13 protein-coding genes are annotated in these 18,991 nt (G+C 61.7%); 2 read left to right on the top strand and 11 right to left on the bottom strand.

What is annotated here, in order from left to right:
- Positions 1–47 precede the first annotated feature (47 nt).
- On the top strand, positions 48–2,519 hold the full coding sequence (plsB, locus tag B2589_RS08470; RefSeq protein ID WP_286816249.1) for a glycerol-3-phosphate 1-O-acyltransferase PlsB: 2,472 nt from the start codon (positions 48–50) through the stop codon (positions 2,517–2,519).
- A 29-nt stretch (positions 2,520–2,548) separates the two neighbouring features.
- On the opposite strand, the gene B2589_RS08465 is transcribed toward plsB, so the two are convergent.
- The 9 genes from B2589_RS08465 to cysM all read right to left on the bottom strand — a co-directional run bounded on the left by B2589_RS08465 (position 2,549) and on the right by cysM (position 14,484).
- A complete protein-coding gene (locus tag B2589_RS08465; protein WP_414673942.1) occupies positions 2,549–3,385 on the bottom strand; it encodes a class I SAM-dependent methyltransferase in 837 nt (278 codons plus the stop codon).
- Complete coding sequence (gene tsaB / locus B2589_RS08460) at positions 3,348–4,049, bottom strand: tRNA (adenosine(37)-N6)-threonylcarbamoyltransferase complex dimerization subunit type 1 TsaB (RefSeq protein ID WP_058340280.1); 702 nt, start codon at positions 4,047–4,049, stop codon at positions 3,348–3,350. The genes B2589_RS08465 and tsaB overlap by 38 nt, the downstream gene beginning before the upstream one ends.
- Before the next feature lie 36 nt (positions 4,050–4,085).
- Entirely contained in the window at positions 4,086–4,739 is a 654-nt protein-coding gene (adk, locus tag B2589_RS08455; protein WP_022988866.1) for an adenylate kinase, read from the bottom strand.
- 192 nt (positions 4,740–4,931) lie between these two features.
- Positions 4,932–6,314 (bottom strand): HDOD domain-containing protein, encoded by a 1,383-nt coding sequence (locus B2589_RS08450; RefSeq protein ID WP_286816246.1) that lies wholly within the window; start codon positions 6,312–6,314, stop codon positions 4,932–4,934.
- Positions 6,315–6,327: 13 nt separating this feature from the next.
- Positions 6,328–8,973, bottom strand: coding sequence for a phosphoenolpyruvate carboxylase (ppc, locus tag B2589_RS08445; RefSeq protein ID WP_286816244.1), 2,646 nt, complete (start codon positions 8,971–8,973; stop codon positions 6,328–6,330).
- 81 nt (positions 8,974–9,054) lie between these two features.
- Positions 9,055–9,900 (bottom strand): nucleoside triphosphate pyrophosphohydrolase, encoded by an 846-nt coding sequence (gene mazG / locus B2589_RS08440; RefSeq protein WP_286816243.1) that lies wholly within the window; start codon positions 9,898–9,900, stop codon positions 9,055–9,057.
- Positions 9,897–12,134: a GTP diphosphokinase gene (relA, locus tag B2589_RS08435; RefSeq protein WP_286816241.1), complete on the bottom strand. Its 2,238-nt coding sequence runs from the start codon at positions 12,132–12,134 to the stop codon at positions 9,897–9,899. The genes mazG and relA overlap by 4 nt, the downstream gene beginning before the upstream one ends.
- A gap of 78 nt (positions 12,135–12,212) precedes the next feature.
- Entirely contained in the window at positions 12,213–13,562 is a 1,350-nt protein-coding gene (gene rlmD / locus B2589_RS08430; RefSeq protein ID WP_286816240.1) for a 23S rRNA (uracil(1939)-C(5))-methyltransferase RlmD, read from the bottom strand.
- A gap of 28 nt (positions 13,563–13,590) precedes the next feature.
- Positions 13,591–14,484: a cysteine synthase CysM gene (gene cysM / locus B2589_RS08425; protein WP_286816238.1), complete on the bottom strand. Its 894-nt coding sequence runs from the start codon at positions 14,482–14,484 to the stop codon at positions 13,591–13,593.
- 150 nt (positions 14,485–14,634) lie between these two features.
- Between cysM and B2589_RS08420 the strand changes: the two genes are divergently transcribed.
- The gene (locus tag B2589_RS08420; RefSeq protein WP_286816237.1) at positions 14,635–17,511 is read left to right on the top strand and encodes an ATP-binding protein; all 2,877 of its coding nucleotides are present in this window, start codon (positions 14,635–14,637) and stop codon (positions 17,509–17,511) included.
- On the opposite strand, the gene pdxJ is transcribed toward B2589_RS08420, so the two are convergent.
- On the bottom strand, positions 17,508–18,242 hold the full coding sequence (pdxJ, locus tag B2589_RS08415) for a pyridoxine 5'-phosphate synthase (protein WP_199456314.1): 735 nt from the start codon (positions 18,240–18,242) through the stop codon (positions 17,508–17,510). The two genes, B2589_RS08420 and pdxJ, sit on opposite strands and share 4 nt — an antisense overlap.
- Positions 18,242–18,988 carry a DNA repair protein RecO gene (recO, locus tag B2589_RS08410; RefSeq protein WP_199456312.1) on the bottom strand — a complete coding sequence of 249 codons (747 nt, stop codon included), beginning with the start codon at positions 18,986–18,988 and terminating at the stop codon, positions 18,242–18,244. Before recO ends, pdxJ begins: the two co-directional genes overlap by 1 nt.
- Positions 18,989–18,991: the final 3 nt, after the last annotated feature.

Here is an 18,991-nt window from a genome sequence, read left to right as displayed (position 1 = left end):
CAACCCGTTAAACTTGGCGCCTGTTTCCAGCACCGGAGTAGCACCTTATGCGACTTTATCAGGGTATTCGCAGCCTGATCCTGTCTCTTTTCCGCAAGATCCTGTTCCTTTGGGTCAGGACGGATGTCAGCGGCAACACCCTTGAAGCCCTCGGCCTCGATCCGCAGAAGCCGGTGTGCTATGTGCTGCAATACAGCTCGCTTTCCAGCCGACTGGTGCTGGAGCAGGAAGTCATCCAGGCCCGGCTGCCCGGTGCCACGCCGGTCCTGCCCGTCAAGAACGGGCCATCCCATTCGTTTTTCTTTCTGTACAAGCGGATTGGCGGCCTGTTCCGCGGCGGCCGGCACAAGCCCGTTCCCACCAGGGAATTCGGTGACCTGGTCCGATTCGGGCTGGAACACCCCGAGCAGGACGTACAGATTGTTCCGGTTTCCCTGTTCTGGGGTCGCTCTCCGGACAAGGAAAAATCCCTGGTGAAGTTGCTGCTGTCTGACACCTGGTCTGTCGCCGGCCGTTTACAGAAGTTCCTGATTATCCTGGTGCACGGGCGCAACACCTACGTGCAGTTCAACCAGCCGCTGTCACTCAACCAGGTGGTTGAGGAATACCGGGATAACGAGCAGAAAGCCAACCGCAAACTGGCGCGCCTGCTGCGCACCCATTTCCGTCGGGTACGCCAGGCGGTACTGGGGCCAGACCTGTCCCACCGCCGCACATTGGTGGAAGGCCTGGTACGCACCCAGGCGGTAAAAGAAGCCATTCGCGAAACCGCCGCCAAGGACGATATTCCCCCGGAGAAAGTCCGGGCCAAGGCCTACAAGTACGCCGACGAAATCGCCGCCAGCATGTCCATTGTCACCATACGCTTCCTGGAACTGGTGCTGGCCTGGTTGTGGAACCGGATCTACAACGGTATTGCCATCAACAACATCAAGGTGGCCAAGGAAACAGCACAGGACAATGCCGTGGTCTATGTGCCCTGCCACCGCTCGCACATCGACTACCTGCTGCTGTCTTATGTGCTGTACAAGAACGGTCTGATGCCGCCGCACATTGCTGCCGGCATCAACCTGAACATGCCCGTTGTCGGGCCGATCCTGCGCCGTGGCGGTGCCTTCTTCATGCGCCGCAGTTTCCGTGACAACCCCCTGTACGCCACCGTGTTCAACGAATACATGCACGTGATGTTCACCCGGGGTTACTCGGTGGAATACTTCGTGGAAGGCGGCCGCTCCCGTACCGGCCGCATGCTGGCCCCACGGCCCGGCATGCTGTCGATGACGGTGCGCAGCTTCCTGCGGGATCACCGCAAGCCGATTGTCTTTGTACCGGTGTATATCGGTTACGAGAAAGTGATGGAAGGCCGGTCGTACCTGGGCGAACTCCGGGGTAAGAAAAAGCAGAAGGAAAGCGTATTCGGGCTCGCCAAGACCGCCCGCAAGCTCACCAACTCCTTTGGCCGGGTAGCGGTCAACTTCGGCGACCCGATTCCGTTAGCCGAGGTTCTGGACAACGTACACGACAGCTGGCGCGAAGAGGCCTACGATCCGGAGTTCCGGCCATCCTGGCTGCCGGATGCCGTCGACGCCCTGGCCCAGCGGGTTGCCAGCAACATCAACGCCTCGGTTGCGGTGAACCCCATTGGCATGACCGCCACCGTACTGCTGGGCACCGAGCGCCTGGCCATGGACGAGGGCCAGCTGATCCGGCTGCTGGACCAGTACGCGAGCCTGCTGAAAGCCCGGCCCTACGCCGGCACCGTGACCCTGCCCGAGGGCAGTGGCAAGGACTGGGTGGCCTACTGTGAAGGCATGGGGCTGGTGTCCCGCCAGCCACAGAAGCTGGGAGACATCATCGGCCTGGAAGGCTCCAACGCCACCCTGATGACCTACTACCGCAATAACATCCAGCACCTGTTTGCCCTGCCAGCCCTGGTTGTCAGCCTGTTCGAAAACAAGTCCAGCCTGCGCCGTGACAAAATCGTCTTCCTGGCCAGCGTGGCCTACCCCTACCTGCAATCAGAACTGTTCCTGAAATACTCGCAGGACGAGATCGAATCCGTCATTAACGACTGGATTGATGTGCTGGTTGACCAGGGCCTGCTGGTGACCCTGGATGACGAACGCCTGAGCCGGCCGGAAGAAGGCACAGAAGCCATGCTGCGGGCGCGTATTTTGTCCCGGTTTATTATCCAGACCCTGGAGCGTTACCACATTGCCCTGGGCATTCTGCGCAAATACGGTTCCGGCAAGCTGACCGCCGCCGAACTGGAGGAGCAGAGCACCCTGCTGGCCGAGCGGATGTCTATCCTGTTCGGGCTGAATGCCCCGGAATTCTTCGACAAGACCCTGTTCCGGAACTTCATTGCCAACATGCAAAAGGAAGGGGTTCTGACCACCGACGACAACGGCCGGCTGTGTTACGGCGAAGGTCTGGACGAAGTGGCAGAAGATGCCCGGCTGGTACTGAGCGTGGAGAAGCGCCAGGCCATCCAGCAGGTCACCATGCTGGATGCCTGAGCCCCGGTGCCGGCGGCCCGGGAGGGCTCTCAGGCCGGCAGGGCTTTCAGGGAATAGATATCGTAGCGGCTGCTCTTGCCTTCGATGCGGGTAGCCGGTTCCGGCCCTTCCACGAATGGTGCCTTGCGGGGGCGTTTGACCACCACCCGGTAACGGGCAGCCTTCAGTGCCGCTTGCAGTAATTGAGCTGAATCATCGTCGTCGCCCACCACCTGCCGGAACACCTGCATTTCTTTTTTCACCAGGGCCGACTTGTCCCGATGCGGGAACATAGGGTCCAGGTAAACCACATCCACCGATTCCGGGTCAGCCTGCGCCAGCCAGTTAATGGAGCTGCCGGCTTCCAGGGTCATCCTGGCCACAATTGGCGAACAGTCCGGATTCAACGCAGCCCGGGCCAGACCATCGGCCAGCAAGGCATGGATCACCGGGTTTCGCTCCAGCAAGGTGACGCGGCAGCCAAGGCCAGCCAGTACAAAGGCGTCCTGCCCCAACCCGGCCGTGGCATCCAGAACGTGTAAACCTGCGCGGGTCTTCTGCAAGCCCACTGCCCTGGCGACCAGCTGGCCCGTACCGCCACCGTGTTCCCGGCGATAACCCATCTTACCGGTAACAAACTCGGCCCGTACCGGGCCAGGCGCACCTTTACCGGTGATCTGCAGGGCCAGGCCCTGGTCGTCGGAATACAGAAGAATGGAGTAATCACGAACCTGTTGCGGCTTGACGACGCCCAACCAGGGCAGTGCCAGCTCCTCAGCCAGCGCTCGGGCCTGGTGCTGGTCACCCAGCGGGCTGCAGGCCACCGCAAGGGTGCCTGGCACGGAAGGCTCAGTCACGGCCTGGCAGCTTTTTCCAGGCGACTTCATCGCGGATATAAACCGGCTGGGCCTGCTCCGCCGGCACCGCCTCACCCTGGCGGTAGCCCTGTTCCGCCAACCGGACAACTTCACAGGCCCGGGGTACCAGGGTGTCATCAACCACAGCGACGGTTTCCGCTACATCCGCAGGCATGTCACCGGCGAAGGCCCAGCCGGAACCAACACCGATCCAGCGATCTGCACTGACATCCGGCAGGCTGACTGCCGATGGCGGGCATACCCGCTCGTCTGCCAGCAACACCGGCAGGCCGTCACGGCACTGGAAAGTGCCCCAGTAGACTTCACCCATGCGGGCGTCGAAAGCTACGGCTACGCAGGCCCCTTCGGGCAATTGATGCTTGTCGATGGCTTGCAGCGCAACAGCAGCCAGGGAAGATACCGGCACCACAGGGATATCCAGCCCCCAGGCCAGGCCCTGAACCACGCCGGTGGCAATGCGTAAGCCGGTGAAAGAGCCCGGCCCCCGGGCAAACGCCAGGGCATCCAGGCCAGAAGGAGTGAGCCCCTGCTCCGCGAGTAACTCACGCACCATGGGCATCAGAAGACGGGTGTGGCCCCGGGGGGCCACTTCAAAGCGCTCGGTAATATGGCCATCCAGCCAGAGCGCGGCGGAGCAGCCTTCGGAAGACGTATCCAGTGCCAGTAACTTCACAGAATCAGTGCCTCCGGGGCCGCTCCGGCCTTGATATTACTTGAGTTGGGACAGGATCTGGTCGCGGATGCTGTCCAGGCTGCCAACACCTTCTACGCGCACGTACTTGGGTGCTTCAGACGGCGCCTTACCGGCCCAGTCCTGATAGAAACCGATCAGCGGAGCGGTCTGGTCGTGGTAGATACCCAGGCGCTTGCGTACAGTTTCTTCCTTGTCGTCTTCACGCTGAACCAGCGGCTCGCCGGTTTCGTCGTCTTTGCCTTCTACCTTGGGCGGATCGTATTTCACGTGATAGATGCGACCACTGCCTTCGTGCACACGACGGCCAGACAGGCGGCTGACAATTTCTTCGTCTGCTACGGCAATCTCGACCACGTAATCAATGGCAATGCCCTGTTCCTTGAGCGCTTCGGCCTGGGGAATAGTGCGCGGGAAACCGTCCAGCAGGAAGCCGTTCTTGCAGTCCGGCTGCTGGATGCGCTCTTCGATCAGCGCGATGATGATGTCGTCAGATACCAGGCCGCCGGAAGCCATGACTTCCTTTACCTGCTTGCCCAGCTCGGACTCGGCTTTGACCGCGGCCCGCAGCATGTCACCGGTGGAGATCTGGGGGATCTCGAAACGCTCGGTAATAAACTGGGCCTGGGTACCCTTACCCGCGCCTGGCGCGCCTAACATAATGATTCGCATAACGTTGTGCTCCCGTTGTCTTATATTATCGTTTGAAAAACTGCGGCAAAGACCCCTGCCTTTGCGGCAACCTCTCAACAGGATTCCAGTGGGTTAACGGCACACCTGCCCAGAATCGAGGCCGCATTATACGAAGTCAGACCCCGCATAGAAAGTCGACCTCCGTATCATTGGATGAGTAACTGACTGAACTCAAGGTTCGAGGGGGGTTATCAGGGCGTCCAGATCCGCCGACAAACTGCTGATTTCCTGCTGCACTTCTTCCAGTGCCACCGACCCCAGGCCAAGGGCATCGGTCAGTGCCGGTATATCATCCGGGCTGAGCTCGTCGCCGATCCCGCGCTTTTTCAGCAGGCCGTTGGCCAGCAAAACCATCCGCACGTAGTCTTCATCAGCGCCCTGATAGTCCGGGCTCTGGTGCAGGCCTGCGGCCTTGATGACCGGCTCCGGCAACTGCCATAAGCGGTACAGCAATCCGCCCAGGGTCGCATGCCCCATCGGTACGCTGTCGCCGCCCTCGCCGGAGCCAAACACTTCACGCTCCAGCGAACGCATGTCGCTTTCCGGATTGATTTCCCGCAGCGCCTGCAATTCACGGAATTCGGACGGATACAGCCAGGCAATCAGCAGCAAACCGAAGTTGTGGAGCAGGCCGCACAGGTAGGCCATATCCTGGTCAAGCTCCAGCCGCTCCGCCAGTGCACGGCACATAAACGCGCAGTACAGGGAGTGGCGCCACAGGCTGTTGATGCCCAGCGCGCCGTCCCGGGCAACCCTGAACGAACGCACACCGGCTGCACCGCGGGCCACATGGGCCAGACGGTCCGCCCCCAGCAATTCTATCGCCTCCGCCAGGGATCCGTTCTGGCGGGTCTGCCCGAACAATCCGGAACGGGCGTACCTCAGTACCTGGGCCGCCAGGCCCGGGTCGATACCGACCAGGTTCGCCAGTTCATCACCGCGCTGCTCCGGGTCTTGTGCCAGTTCCGCCATCCGGCCGGCCAGTGCCGGCATGGGCGGCAACCGGGTAAGGCCTTTCAGGCGGTCTGCCACCTTGTTCAGGGTCGGGGTGGCATCGGCTTCATCATCGCCGCCGTTACCCGCTTCATTACCGGTGAAATCCATTCTCCGGGCGTTGCTCAGGGCACGCTGGAATTCCTCGCCAGCCATCTGTATCAGAACCTGCTCACTGCCCGAGGTAAAACACACTTGCCGGGCACCGTAGATGTCTTCATCCACCAGCACGTCCAGGTCCCAGGCCGCGCCCACCGGCGGAATAAAGCCGGGATGGCAATCGTCAAAGAAGCTGGCGGCCTGCAAAGGCTCCAGCTGCTGCAAGGGCCGGCCCGTGACTTTGCGCAGCTGAGCAAGCGATGGCGGGTTTCCGGCACGGTGCACCACCATCAACAGGCCGCTTACATCGATCAGTACCGTGGCCACGGCAAAGTCAGCCGCCTGCCCGGACGCCTTGATCGCCTCATCCAGGTTGGTAACCGGCGCAATATCCACCGGTGTCCAGGCCAGCCCGCGGCGGGCGAGGTATTGTTCCAGTCGCTCGGATACGTTCAAACGCATTGTCTCCCCGGCATCAGCCCGTGTTACGCATGCCGGCAGCAATACCGGCCATGGTGACTTTCAGGGCCCGCTCGACCATCTCCGGCACCTCGCCTTTGTCTTCGCTTTCCCGGTCACGGCGCAGCAGTTCCGCCTGCAGGTAGTGCAGCGGATCTGTGTAGGGGTTGCGCACTTTCATGGAGTGGGCGAACACCGGTTCGCCTTCCAGCAGATCCTGCTGCTCCTTAAGCTCCAGCAAGCGCGCAATGCATCCGGTCAGCCTTTCCCGAAGGCTGGCGCCCAATGCCTTGAGCTTGTCGTCTTCCACCAGGGTCTGCTCGTAATAGCTGGCAATACGCAGGTCGGCCTTGGCCAGTACCATCTCGAGCATATCCACGTAGGTGCGGAAGAACGGCCAGCCGCGCATCATTTCCCGAAGTTCCGGCAGGCGATCCGCCTGTGCCGCCTCTTCAAGGGCCACGTCGCTGCCCAGCCAGCTCGGCAGCATCAGGCGCATCTGGGTCCAGGCAAAGATCCATGGAATTGCCCGCAGGCTTTCGACGCCACCGGTGGGCTTGCGCCGGGCCGGGCGACTGCCCAGGGCCAGTTTACCCAGGGCGGTTTCCGGCGTTACCAGGCGGAAATAAGGCACAAAATCCGGATTCTCCCGAACCACATCCCGATAGGCCTTGAGGGACCTTTCAGTCAGCCAGTCCATGGTTTCGCGCCAGCTGTCTTCCGGCTCCGGTGGCGGCGCCAGGGTGGCCTCGATGACTGCCGTGGTATACAGGGTCAGGCTCTGCACCGCCAGCCGAGGCAAGCCGAACTTGAAGCGGATCATCTCGCCCTGTTCGGTAATCCGGAAACTGCCGTTTACTGACCCCGGGGGCTGGGACAGGATCGCCCGGTTGGCAGGGCCACCGCCCCGGCCTACCGTACCGCCCCGGCCGTGGAACAGGGTCAGGTGCACGCCATACTGGCTGGCCACCCGGGTCAGCTTTTCCTGGGCCTGGTACTGGGCCCAGGCGGCCATCAGCTGGCCTGCGTCCTTGGACGAATCCGAGTAGCCAATCATCACTTCCTGCCGGCCCTGACAGTATTCGCGGTACCAGTCCACCTCGTACAGGGCGGCCATGCTGTCCGGTGCGCCCTGCAGATCGCTCAGGGTTTCGAACAGCGGCACCACCCGCATCGGGAACTTCATGCCGGCTTCCCGCAGCAGCAGGATCACACTCAGCACATCCGACGGCGTGCTGGCCATGGAAATCACATAAGAGCCCAGCGCTTCCGGGGTTTGTTGTGCCACGACTTCACAGGTGGCCAGCACTTCCCTGACGGGCTCGGAGGGTTCCCAGTTTCTGGGCACCAGCGGCCGGCGGCCCTGCAGTTCCCGTACCAGAAAGGCCTGGCGTTCCTGCTCTGGCCACGATAAATAGTCACCCAGGCCCGCGTAATCCACCATCTCGGCCACCGCCTCGGCGTGACGGGTGGCTTCCTGGCGGATATCCAGCCGGATCAGAGGCAGCCCGAAGGTGTGGGCCCTGCGAATGGTGTCCAGCAGCGGCCCGTTGGCGATGTGTTCAAGGCCGCATTGCACCAGCGAGCGGTAACACAGCTCCAGCGGTGCAGTCAGGTCTTCGTTTTCGAACAGGATGTCAGTTCTGTCGGCCGGTTCGCCTTTGACGCTGGCCTCGGCCCAGTCCCGGGTACGGATCAGCCGGTCCCGTAACTGTGCCAGCACCTGGCGGTATGGCTCCCGGGAATCACCGGTGACTGCCTGTAATTCAGCACTGGCCTGCCACATGGACAGCTCGGCTCTCAGGGACTGGATATCACGCAGGTACAGGTCGGCCGCCATCCAGCGCCCAAGCAGAAATACCTGCCGGGTCACATCGTGGGTGACGTTGGGGTTGCCATCCCGGTCGCCGCCCATCCAGGAGGCAATCTGCACCGGTGTCGCCTGCAACGGCAGCCCCTTGCCGGTGGCATCTTCCAGGGAAGTATCCAGGCTGCGCAGAAACTTCGGCAGCGCCTGCCACAGGCTGTTTTCGATCACCGCAAACCCCCACTTGGCCTCGTCTACCGCGGTGGGCCGCTCGTGGCGGATTTCGTCGGTGTGCCAGGCTTCGGCGATCAGCTGCGACAGGCGGTCGGTGACTTCACCCCGCTCCGCCGGCATCAGGTCGTCATGGTCCAGCCGGGCCAGGCAGTCTGACATTTCATCGTATTTCAGGATCAGGGTACGGCGGGCCACTTCGGTAGGGTGTGCGGTAAGCACAAATTCAATACGCAGGTCGGCCACACGGCGATGCAGTTCTTCCGGGTCAACGCCGCCGGATTTCAGCCGGTCGAAAACTTCGCTCAGGGATTCCACCATCAGGTCAGACGGGTGCCCCTGCTTGCGCCGAATACCGTGATACTGTTCGGCCAGGTTGGCCAGGTTGAGAAACTGGTTGAAAGCCCGGGTAACCGGCAGCAATTCGTTATCGCTGAGCTGGCGCAGCAGGGTTTCAAGCCGCTGGCCGGAACCGCTCTCCTGGCGGCGATCGGCTTTCGCCGCCGCCCGGATTTCCTCGATCAGGTCGAAGCACTCCTGCCCCGGATGCTGCAGAATGCTCTGGCCGAGCAGTTCACCCAGTAAACGTACGTTCTCTCGCAGATCGGGATGCAGTTCTGTCACAGCGGGTTCCTTCTGTAGGGCGTAATCGGGAGAGAGTTACGATACTAAGGATTGCCCGGGAAAGTCTATCAGGCCTTGGGGTTACCCTTTTTCCACGCCCTTGACCCGCTGCCAGATGGCATCCAGCGCCTCCAGGCTTTCTTCGTCCATGTCACGCCCCTCGGCGGCCAGGATCTCCTCAATGGCCCGGAAGCGCATCTCAAACTTGCGATTGGTGCGCTTGAGCGCCTGCTCCGGATTCACTTTCATGAACCGGGCCAGGTTCACGCACACAAACAGCAGGTCGCCCAGCTCGTCTTCCACCGCATCCCGCTCGCCGGTGCCGTCTTCGGCGGCCTGCCAGGCTTCCTTCAGCTCATCGATTTCTTCGTGCAGCTTGTCGAACACCGCGCCGATATCCGGCCAGTCAAAGCCGTGGCGGGCAGCGCGGCGCTGCAACTTCTCGGCCCGGGCCATGGCCGGCAGTGTGCGGGCGATACCGTCAAGGCGACTGACCAATGCATCGGCATCCGGCGCAGGCTTCTGCGCCCGCTCTTCCGCCTTGATGCGCTCCCAGCTTTCCTTGATCCAGGCTTCCGTGGGCCGGTTGTCCGGGTCTATCCGGCTTTCCAGGGTACCTTCCGGAAACACATGGGGATGCCGGCGGATCAGTTTGCGCACCAGGTTGTCGACAATGCCATCAAAATCAAAGTGGCCCTCCTCCTGCCCCATCCGGGCGTAGAAGATCACCTGGAACAGCAAGTCCCCCAGCTCGTCTTTCACATGGGGGTAATCACCCTGCTCGATAGCATCCGCCACCTCATAGGCCTCTTCAATGGTATGGGGCACGATGCTGGCGAAGGTCTGCTTTGTGTCCCACGGGCAACCGGTGTCCGGTTCCCGCAGGCGCGCCATCAGGGTTTTCAGGTCGTCGATGGAGTAGCTCATCCGCGCTTTCGCCTTACGTCGATGATGTTCGGCAGGTTACGGATCTGCGCCAGCAACCGCGCCAACTGTTCCAGGCTGGAGATTTCCACCGTCACCAGCATGGTCGCGGTGTTCTCGTCTTTATTGGTCTGGGTATGCAGCGACATGACATCACTCTTGGACGCCGACAGCACCTGGGTGATATCCCGCAGCAATCCTGACCGGTCGTAGGCCTCGATCTCGATATCCACCGGATACACCGCTACCGGCTGGCCACCCCAGTTCACTTCGATGATCCGGTTGGGTTCGAATTCCTTCAGGTTCAGGAACGTCATGCAGTCCTGACGGTGCACGGTAACGCCCCGGCCCACCGTAATGTAGCCACCAATCGGGTCGCCCGGCAGCGGTTTACAGCACTTGGCCACCTGGGTTTTCAGCTTGCCCACACCCAGAATCTGGATGTCCGATTCGGTGTCGTAGGCTTTTTTGCGGTTGCCGGTGAGTTTGAGATCCAGCTGCTCGGTTCTCGGCTCCAGCATCTGCTGGGCGACGTTGGCCACGTGGGTGGGGCGCAAATCACCGGCGCCAACGGCGGCAAACATGTCTTCGGTGGAGTGGTAGTTGACCTTCCTGGCCAGATCCGTCAAATCCACGTCATAGATCGACAGCCGTTTGAATTCGTCTTCCAGGATTGCCCGGCCATCCGAGATGTTGCGGTCCCGGTCCTGCTGCTTGAACCAATGGGTCACCTTGGCCCGGGCCCGGGAGGTCTGGATGTAGCCCAGGCTCGGGTTCAGCCAGTCCCGGCTGGGCGCCGGATTGTTGGAAGTCAGGATGAACACTTGGTCGCCGGTTTTCAGCGGGTAGGTCAGCGGCACAATGCGGCTGTTCACCCGGGCACCCCGGCAGGCATGGCCAATTTCGGTGTGCACCCGGTATGCGAAGTCCACCGGCGTGGCCCCCTGAGGCAGGTCCACCACGTGGCCTTCCGGGGTAAACACATAGACCCGGTCTGAGGCCACATCGGATTTCAGGTGGTCCGCCAGCCCTGAGATATCCCCCAGCTCTTCCTGCCACTCCAGCACCTGGCGCAGCCAGTTGATCTTGGCATCGTAGCCGGAGGACTTGTTGTTCTTGTCGGTACCCTTGTACAGCCAGTGGGCACAAACACCCAGTTCGGCATCTTCATGCATGGCATGGGTACGGATCTGTACTTCCATCACCTTGCCCTCGGGGCCGATCACCGCCGTATGCAGGGACTGGTAACCGTTTTCCTTGGGGTTGGCGATGTAGTCATCAAACTCGTTGGGGATGTGCCGCCACAGGGTATGCACGATACCCAGTGCGGCGTAGCAATCCCGCACTTCCGGCACCAGAATCCGCACCGCCCGGACATCGTATACCTGGGAGAAATCAATGCCCTTGCGGCGCATTTTGCGCCAGATGCTGTAGATGTGCTTGGCCCGGCCACTGAGGTCGCCCTTGATGCCGGAAGCCTTCAGCTCGGTCTGCAGGGTATCGATCACCCGGCGGATATAGCCTTCACGGTCGAGCCGCTTTTCATCCAGCAGCTTGGCGATTTTCTTGTAGGCGGAAGCATGCAGGTAGCGGAAAGACAGGTCTTCCAGTTCCCACTTGATATGGCCGATACCCAGCCGGTGGGCCAGCGGCGCGTAGATGTCGAACACCTCCCGGGCCACCCGCATACGTTTTTCTTCCGGAGCGTCTTTCACCGCCCGGATGGCGCAGGTTCGCTCCGCCAGCTTGATCAGGGCCACCCGCACGTCGTCGATCATGGTGACCAGCATCTTGCGCACGTTGTCCAGCTGGCCTTCACTCTGGCCCAGCACGTTGCCCTTGAGCGGATGGTGAACCGACGAGATCGCCGCCATCTGCTGGACACCGTTGATCAGCCCGGCGACTTCGTCGCCGAATTCCTTTCGGATTTCTTCCAGGGCGACCCGCTCTTCCCGAACGGCCCGATAGAGTACGGCAGCCACCAGGCTGGCCTGGTCCAGGTGCAGTTCCGCCAGCACCTGGGCCATTTCCAGCCCGGTGCGGAAGCTGCTGGAGCCGGGCGTCCACAGGCGGTCCTCGCGGAACGCCTGCAGTGCAATCAGGGCCGCTTTCTCGCAGGCCAGTCGCAGCTGGTCCGGCTTATCCAGATGCGTCAGCTCGGCAATGTGCTGAACCCAACGGTCAATATCCACTTCACCGTCGCCGGTTACCCCGTACTCTTCCCTAACTTTAACCATAGCAATAACTTACCTGATAAATTTCCGGCGTTGCCCGGGCCCGTCCGGAGCAGGGGCAAGGCCGGCTCCCCGAACCGGTCAGCGCGGGTCGCGCTCGAACAGGGCGATGGACTCAACATGGGTGGTGTGCGGGAACATATCCATCACACCGGCGCGCAGCAGCCGATAGCCGTTACGCACCAGGACACCGGCATCCCGGGCCAGGGTGGCCGGGTTGCAGGACACATAGACAATCCGGTTGGCGCCAAAGGCGGTCAGGTACTTGCAGATATCCTCGGCACCGGAGCGGGGCGGGTCGATCAGGATCTTGTCGAAACCTTCCTTCGCCCAGCCCTGGCCGGTGAAGTCGCCGTGCAGGTCAGCCCCGAAAAACTCCACATTATCCAGGCCGTTCAACCGTGCATTTTCCCGGCCACGAACCACCATGGCATCGTCGCCTTCCACCCCCACAACCTGGCCACCCTTACGGGCCAGCGGCAGCGTAAAATTACCCAGGCCACAGAACAGGTCCAGCACCCGCTCGCCAGGCTGGATATCCAGCCACTCAACCGCCCGGTGCACCATGTCCCGGTTGATACCGGCATTCACCTGGGTGAAGTCCATGGGGTGGAACTGCATGGTCAGGTCGAATTCATCCATACGGTAGGCCAGGCGTTCGTCGTTCCGGCCCGCCGATTCCGGCCAGATCCGGTGCACGGTGTCCGGGCCCTTCGGCTGCAGGTAGATATGCAAGTCATGGGCCTGGCCAAAGGCAATCAGCTTTTCCCGGTCTTCCGGCACCAGGTCGTCCATGTTACGGAACACCATGGCGGCAACGTCGTCACCACAGGCCACTTCCACCTGGGCGATGCGGTCAAACGCAACCATGCCGTGCAGTAGCTCCCGCAGCGGTGTGATGCGTTTGCCGATACGCGGGTCCAGCACCACACACTCGCTAATGTCAGTCAGGAAACTGTTGCGCTTTTCCCGGAATCCCACCAGCACCGATTCCCGGGCCTTTACGTAACGTACCCCGAGCCGGGCCTTGCGGCGGTATCCCAGGGTATCCGGTGAACGCATGGGCTCGATCCACTGCTCCGGCTCTATGCCCCCGAAATGGGCAAAGTGCTCCCGCAGGGTGTCTTCCTTGAACCGGATCTGGGCATCGGCGCTCATATGCTGCAGGCTGCAGCCGCCGCAAAGGTCGGCAAATTCGCACGGGGGCTGCTGGCGGTCAGGGGCAGCTTCCAGCACTTCCAGGGTGCGCAGCTCGTCGAACTTGCTGCGGGTGCTGACCATCTTTGCCATCACCGTTTCCCCGGGCAGGGCGCCGTCCACAAACTGGACTTTGCCGTCGGTTCGGGCGATGCCACGGCCATCATGGCCGAGGGATTCAATTTCACAACGCACGGGTTCTTGCGGCAGAACCTTGCGGCGGCGCTTACTCATATTGGCTGGTCTCTTGAAGATTAACGATTCAGGCGCCCGGGAATACACCGGTAGACAGGTAACGGTCTCCGCGGTCACAGATAATGGCCACGATCACCGAGTTTTCAACCTGGCCAGACAGCTTGAGCGCAGCCGCAATGGCCCCGCCCGAAGACACACCACAGAAGATGCCTTCTTCACGGGCCAGGGCCCGCATGGTGTCTTCTGCTTCCTGCTGGCCGATGTCCAGCACCTGGTCTACCCGGGCGGCATCGTAGATTTTTGGCAGATAGGCTTCCGGCCAGCGCCGGATACCGGGAATGGAGGCGCCGTCTTCCGGCTGCAGCCCGATAATCCGGACATCCGGGTTGCGTTCTTTCAGGTAACGGGACACGCCCATGATGGTGCCGGTGGTGCCCATGGAGCTGACAAAGTGAGTCACCTTGCCCTGGGTCTGTTCCCAGATTTCCGGGCCGGTGCTGAGATAGTGGGCCAGGGGATTATCCGGGTTGCTGAACTGGTCCAGCACCTTGCCCTTGCCTTCGGCTTCCATACGGATTGCCAAATCCCTGGCGCCCTCCATGCCCTGGTCACGGGTAACATTCACCACTTCCGCACCATAGGCACGCATGGAAGCCCTGCGTTCTTCGCTCAGGTTATCGGGCATGATCAGCACCATCCGGTAGCCCTTGATGGCGGCGGCCATGGCCAGGGCGATACCGGTGTTGCCGGAGGTGGCTTCAATCAGGGTATCACCCGGCTGGATTTCACCCCGGCGCTCGGCTTCCTGGATCATGCTGATGGCGGGCCGGTCTTTTACCGAACCGGCCGGGTTATTACCCTCCAGCTTGGCCAGGATGACATTGGAGGTATTGCCCGGTATCCGCTGCAAACGAACCAGTGGCGTGTGGCCGACATAATCTTCAATGGTGGGGAAAATCATACGCAAACCCTGTGATACACTTTCGGCTTTGAATCATACGCGGGATGGCGGCCACAGTCATTCCGATCCGGATCATCTATGCTGACAGGGAAGTACCCGGTATTGGCTGCCAACACAGCACCGGGCTCGTAAGACTGACGGGAACACAGTATGCGGCGTTGGGGCATTCGAAAAAAAGTTCTGGTGGTGACCCTCGTTCCCACCCTTCTGACCACCCTGTTGCTGGGCCTGTTCTTTACCTACAGCTGGGTGAAGAACATCGAAAACCTGCTGAACGACCGGGGCGAATCCCTGTCCCGCCAGCTGTCTGCCGGTGCCGAGTATGGCCTGTTTACCGCCAACCGCAGCCTTCTGAGCAGCCTGTCCACGGCACTGCTGGAAGAGCAGGATGTCCGCTCCATCACCTTCTTCGACCGGGACGGCCAACGCCTGCTGCACAGCGGCCCCGGCAGCACCGAAACCATCCCGGCCTCGGCCCTGGGCTCAGAAAGACCGGTCAAACTGAGTTCAGACAGCAGCACCCGCTTCGTCACCCCGGTGTACCTGCAAGACCTGATGATCGAAACCATGCTCGACCCGGACGCCCGGGAATCCGCCACCGGGCTGGCCGAGCCCCTGGGCTGGGTGGCCGTAGAGATGTCCCATATCCGCACCGAAAAAGAAACCTACCAGGCGCTGCTGATCTCCCTGATGCTGGTGGTTGGCGGCGTGCTGCTGAGCCTGCTGGTTTCCCTGCGCCTGAGCCGGGCCTTTACCCACCCTGTGTTCCAGCTGAATGAAGCGGTGGCCAGGCTCAAGGAAGGCAAGCTGGATACCCGGGTATACACCCGGGCCGGGCCGGAGTTTGAACAGCTGGAATCCGGCCTGAACGAGATGGCGTCGGAGCTGAGCCAGGCCCAGGCAGAAATGCAGCAGAACATCGACCAGGCCACCGGGGATCTTCGGGAAACCCTGGAGACCATCGAAATCCAGAACATCGAACTGGACTTTGCCCGCAAAGAGGCGCTGGAAGCCAGCCGGATCAAATCGGAATTCCTGGCCAACATGTCCCACGAAATCCGCACGCCGCTGAACGGCATTATCGGCTTCACCGAATTGCTGCTGAAAAGCCCCCTGCCACGTCAGCAGCGGGACCACCTGAACACCATCCGCAAGTCGTCGGAAATCCTGCTGACCATCATCAACGACATCCTGGACTTCTCGAAAATCGAAGCCGGCAAACTGATCCTGGACCGCGTGCCCTTCCAGCTGCGGGATATCGTGGAAGAAGTAATGGTCATGCTGGCACCGGCGGCCCACGCCAAGAACCTGGACCTGGTTCCGCTGGTCTATAACGACGTGCCGGACAACATCATGGGCGACCCGCTCCGGGTCAAGCAGGTGATCACCAACCTGGTCAACAACGCCATCAAGTTCACCCAGACCGGCGAAGTCGTGCTGCGCGCCAGCCTTGAAGACGAAGACAAGGAAGCCAACCGGGTCACCCTGCGCCTGAGCGTAACCGACTCCGGGGTGGGGCTGTCCCGGGCCCAGCAGCAATCCCTGTTCAACGCCTTCAGCCAGGCTGATGCCTCCACCGCCCGGCAGTATGGCGGTACCGGGCTGGGGCTGGCGATTTCCAAGCGCCTGGTCGAAGAAATGGGCGGTGAAATCGGCCTGGAGAGCGAACTGGGCCGGGGCTCGACTTTCTGGTTCACACTGACACCGGAACTGTCCGTCACCGGCGAAGGTTCTTTCTCCAGGGAGGCTCTGAAAGGCGAGCGGATTATCTATCTGGAGCACCAGAAAACCACCGGGCTTGCGGTGGAACACCTGCTGCGGGAATGGGGCGTGGCGGTTGACCGGGTGGCCTCGCCCGGCGCCCTGATGGAACAGGTAGAAGAAGCCCAGCGCCGCCAGGAAGGCTATGCCGTTGTCCTGCTCGGCATTACCCGGCACCTGCTGAACTCCAGCCAGTATTGCAGCCTGGTCCGCAGCCTGGAGGTGGAGCGGGACTGCCGCACCCTGCTGCTGACACCCACCCTGGAGACCCACGACCTGCCGCTGTCCGGGCTGGCCAGCGGTCACCTGACCAAGCCGGTGTGCCGTGATCCCCTGTATGACGAATTACTGCTGCTGATTCACGGAATCCATACCGGCAGGGGCACCCTGCCCCAGCCCGTGCCCGGCACAAGAACCTCCGGCGCCGGCCGGGTGCCGCGCATCCTGGCGGTGGATGATAACGAGGCTAACCTGAAGCTGGTAATGACCCTGCTGAAAGATTGCCGCCTGGATGCCGAGAGCGCCTCCAGCGGCTTCGAAGCCCTGACCAAGGCCCGGCAGAAGCCCTTTGACCTGGTGTTCATGGACCTGCAAATGCCAGGCATGGACGGGGTGGAAACCACCGCCCGTATCCGGGCCCTGGATTCCGGCTCCCATCAAACGCCGATCATTGCCCTGACCGCCCATGCCCTGGCCGACGAACAGGAAAAACTGGCCAAGCAGGGCTTTGACGGCTACATGCCCAAGCCCATCAGCAGCGCCCAGCTGATTGAACTGGTAAGGGAATTCACGGGCTACGAGTGCTCCGGCAGCCAGCCCCGGTTCAAGATTTCCGAGGTGCGGGATACCCGGCGCGGTCTGCGGCCGTCTAACCGCCGGACGCACCAGAATTGCGTAAGTATTGACGAGAGTATTCAGCTGGCCGCCGGCAAGGCTGACCTGGCGGAGGAGCTGTTCAGCATGCTACTGGAACAGCTGCATACCGACAGCAAGGCCATCCCCGAGCTATGGGAAAAGCAGCAACTGGATGTTCTGCTGGAGTGTGTACACAAGCTCCACGGCGCCACCCGCTATTGTGGCGTTCCGGAGTTGCGCACAGCCACCAACCGGTTTGAAACCGCCCTGAAGTGCCAGGCCCAGGACCTGGAAATCCAGAAAGACCAGCTGCTGGCCGCGATGGCCCGGCTGCAGGACTGGAGCGAGCAGACCGACTGGCAGCAACTGTTCCGGGAACAGCACCAGCCGGCCACCAGCCCGCAAGCCTAGCGGCGTACGCTATCCAGAATCGCCCGCATATCACGCACGGCCTCTTTCAGGCCGGTAAACACGGCGCGGGCAATAATGGCGTGGCCGATATTCAGTTCATTGATGCCCTGAATGGCCGCCACCCGCTCGGTGTTATGGTAATGCAGGCCATGGCCGGCGTTGACGATCAGTCCCTTCTTGCGGGCATAGGCCACGGCATCCGCCAGAATCCGGAAAGAGGCATCCGCCTGCTCCGGGGTTTCTGCCTCGGCATATTCGCCGGTGTGCAGTTCCACCACCGGCGCACCACAGCGCACCGCAGCGTCAATCTGGACCGGGTCCGGATCAATAAACAGTGACACTTCTGCGCCGATTTTCGCCAGCCGTTCACAGGCCCGGGCCACCCGGTCTTCCTGGCCATCCACATCCAGCCCGCCTTCGGTGGTCAGCTCTTCCCGCTTTTCCGGTACCAGGCACACACACTCCGGCCGCACCTGTTCGGCAAAGGCCAGCATGGCATCGGTCACCGCCATTTCCAGGTTCATCCTGGTCTGCAGCACTTCTTTGAGCAGCAATACGTCCCGGTCCTGGATATGCCGGCGGTCTTCCCGGGGGTGAATGGTGATGCCGTCTGCGCCGGCTTCCTCTGCCACCAGTGCGGCCTGCACCGGGTCCGGATAACGGGTACCCCGGGCCTGGCGAAGGGTGGCCACGTGGTCGATATTCACTCCGAGCAACACTCTGGGGTTCATTACGTTCTCCCTGAAGACGAAACCGTCTGGCTGAAAAGATTGCGGCTGTGCAGGGGCTTACCCTGCAGAAGGTAGTCTACCAGTACACGCATCACCCGCTTGGCGGTTTTGCGGCTGGCCTCACTGGTGTAGTCACCGGCGGCGAGGGCTGTCAGCACCTCCCCGGGCAACTGGTTCAGGCGGGCATCACGGCTGGCCGCGGACACAATGCCCTGGGCCGGGTCGTACCCGTATACCTGGCCGGCGCTGACCGGCAAGCCGGTATCGGTGGCCTGGTCCCAGGCAAAGTCATAGCCCAGCGCGGAACAGAACTCCCGCTCGAAGCGACGCAGCAAGGGCTCCAGATCACCCCGGCCGGCCAGGCCGGTCAGGGCTTGCAGAGTATCGATATAGCTGGCGAACAGGGTGGGATAAGGATCGGCAACCGGCAAGACCCGTTGCAGCAACTCGTTGATGTAAAGGCCACTGTAGAGCGACAGGGTCTGCCTGAGCAACGGTGCAGAGCGCACTTCCAGCTGCACCAGGGTTTTCAGGTCACTGCGGCCGGTCCAGTCGACCAGCAAGGGCTGAAACGGCTGCAGCTGGGCCTTGAGGGGGCTTTTTGCACTGTTGGCACCCCGGGCAACCAGGCTCATGCGGCCATGGTTGAGGGTAAACAGGTCTACCAGCAGGGCGGTTTCCCGCCAGGGCCGGCGGTGGATCACATACGCCGGCTCCTGCTGCACAGCTCCCTTCGAGGCCACCATGGC

Origin of the sequence: Marinobacter sp. UBA3607, from assembly GCF_002375525.1 — a bacterium.
Taxonomy (GTDB): domain Bacteria; phylum Pseudomonadota; class Gammaproteobacteria; order Pseudomonadales; family Oleiphilaceae; genus Marinobacter; species Marinobacter vinifirmus.
The sequence above is the reverse complement of the archived record's forward strand: the minus strand, read 5'-3'. Positions and strand labels throughout refer to the sequence as shown.

Coding starts and splice junctions, on each gene's coding strand:
- plsB (WP_286816249.1), top strand. CDS start 48: ATGCGACTTTATCAGGGTATTCGCAGCCTGATCCTGTCTCTTTTCCGC.
- B2589_RS08465 (WP_414673942.1), bottom strand. CDS start 3,385: ATGAAGTCGCCTGGAAAAAGCTGCCAGGCCGTGACTGAGCCTTCCGTG.
- adk (WP_022988866.1), bottom strand. CDS start 4,739: ATGCGAATCATTATGTTAGGCGCGCCAGGCGCGGGTAAGGGTACCCAG.
- B2589_RS08450 (WP_286816246.1), bottom strand. CDS start 6,314: ATGCGTTTGAACGTATCCGAGCGACTGGAACAATACCTCGCCCGCCGC.
- mazG (WP_286816243.1), bottom strand. CDS start 9,900: ATGAGCTACTCCATCGACGACCTGAAAACCCTGATGGCGCGCCTGCGG.
- relA (WP_286816241.1), bottom strand. CDS start 12,134: ATGGTTAAAGTTAGGGAAGAGTACGGGGTAACCGGCGACGGTGAAGTG.
- rlmD (WP_286816240.1), bottom strand. CDS start 13,562: ATGAGTAAGCGCCGCCGCAAGGTTCTGCCGCAAGAACCCGTGCGTTGT.
- cysM (WP_286816238.1), bottom strand. CDS start 14,484: ATGATTTTCCCCACCATTGAAGATTATGTCGGCCACACGCCACTGGTT.
- B2589_RS08420 (WP_286816237.1), top strand. CDS start 14,635: ATGCGGCGTTGGGGCATTCGAAAAAAAGTTCTGGTGGTGACCCTCGTT.
- pdxJ (WP_199456314.1), bottom strand. CDS start 18,242: ATGAACCCCAGAGTGTTGCTCGGAGTGAATATCGACCACGTGGCCACC.
- recO (WP_199456312.1), bottom strand. CDS start 18,988: ATGGTGGCCTCGAAGGGAGCTGTGCAGCAGGAGCCGGCGTATGTGATC.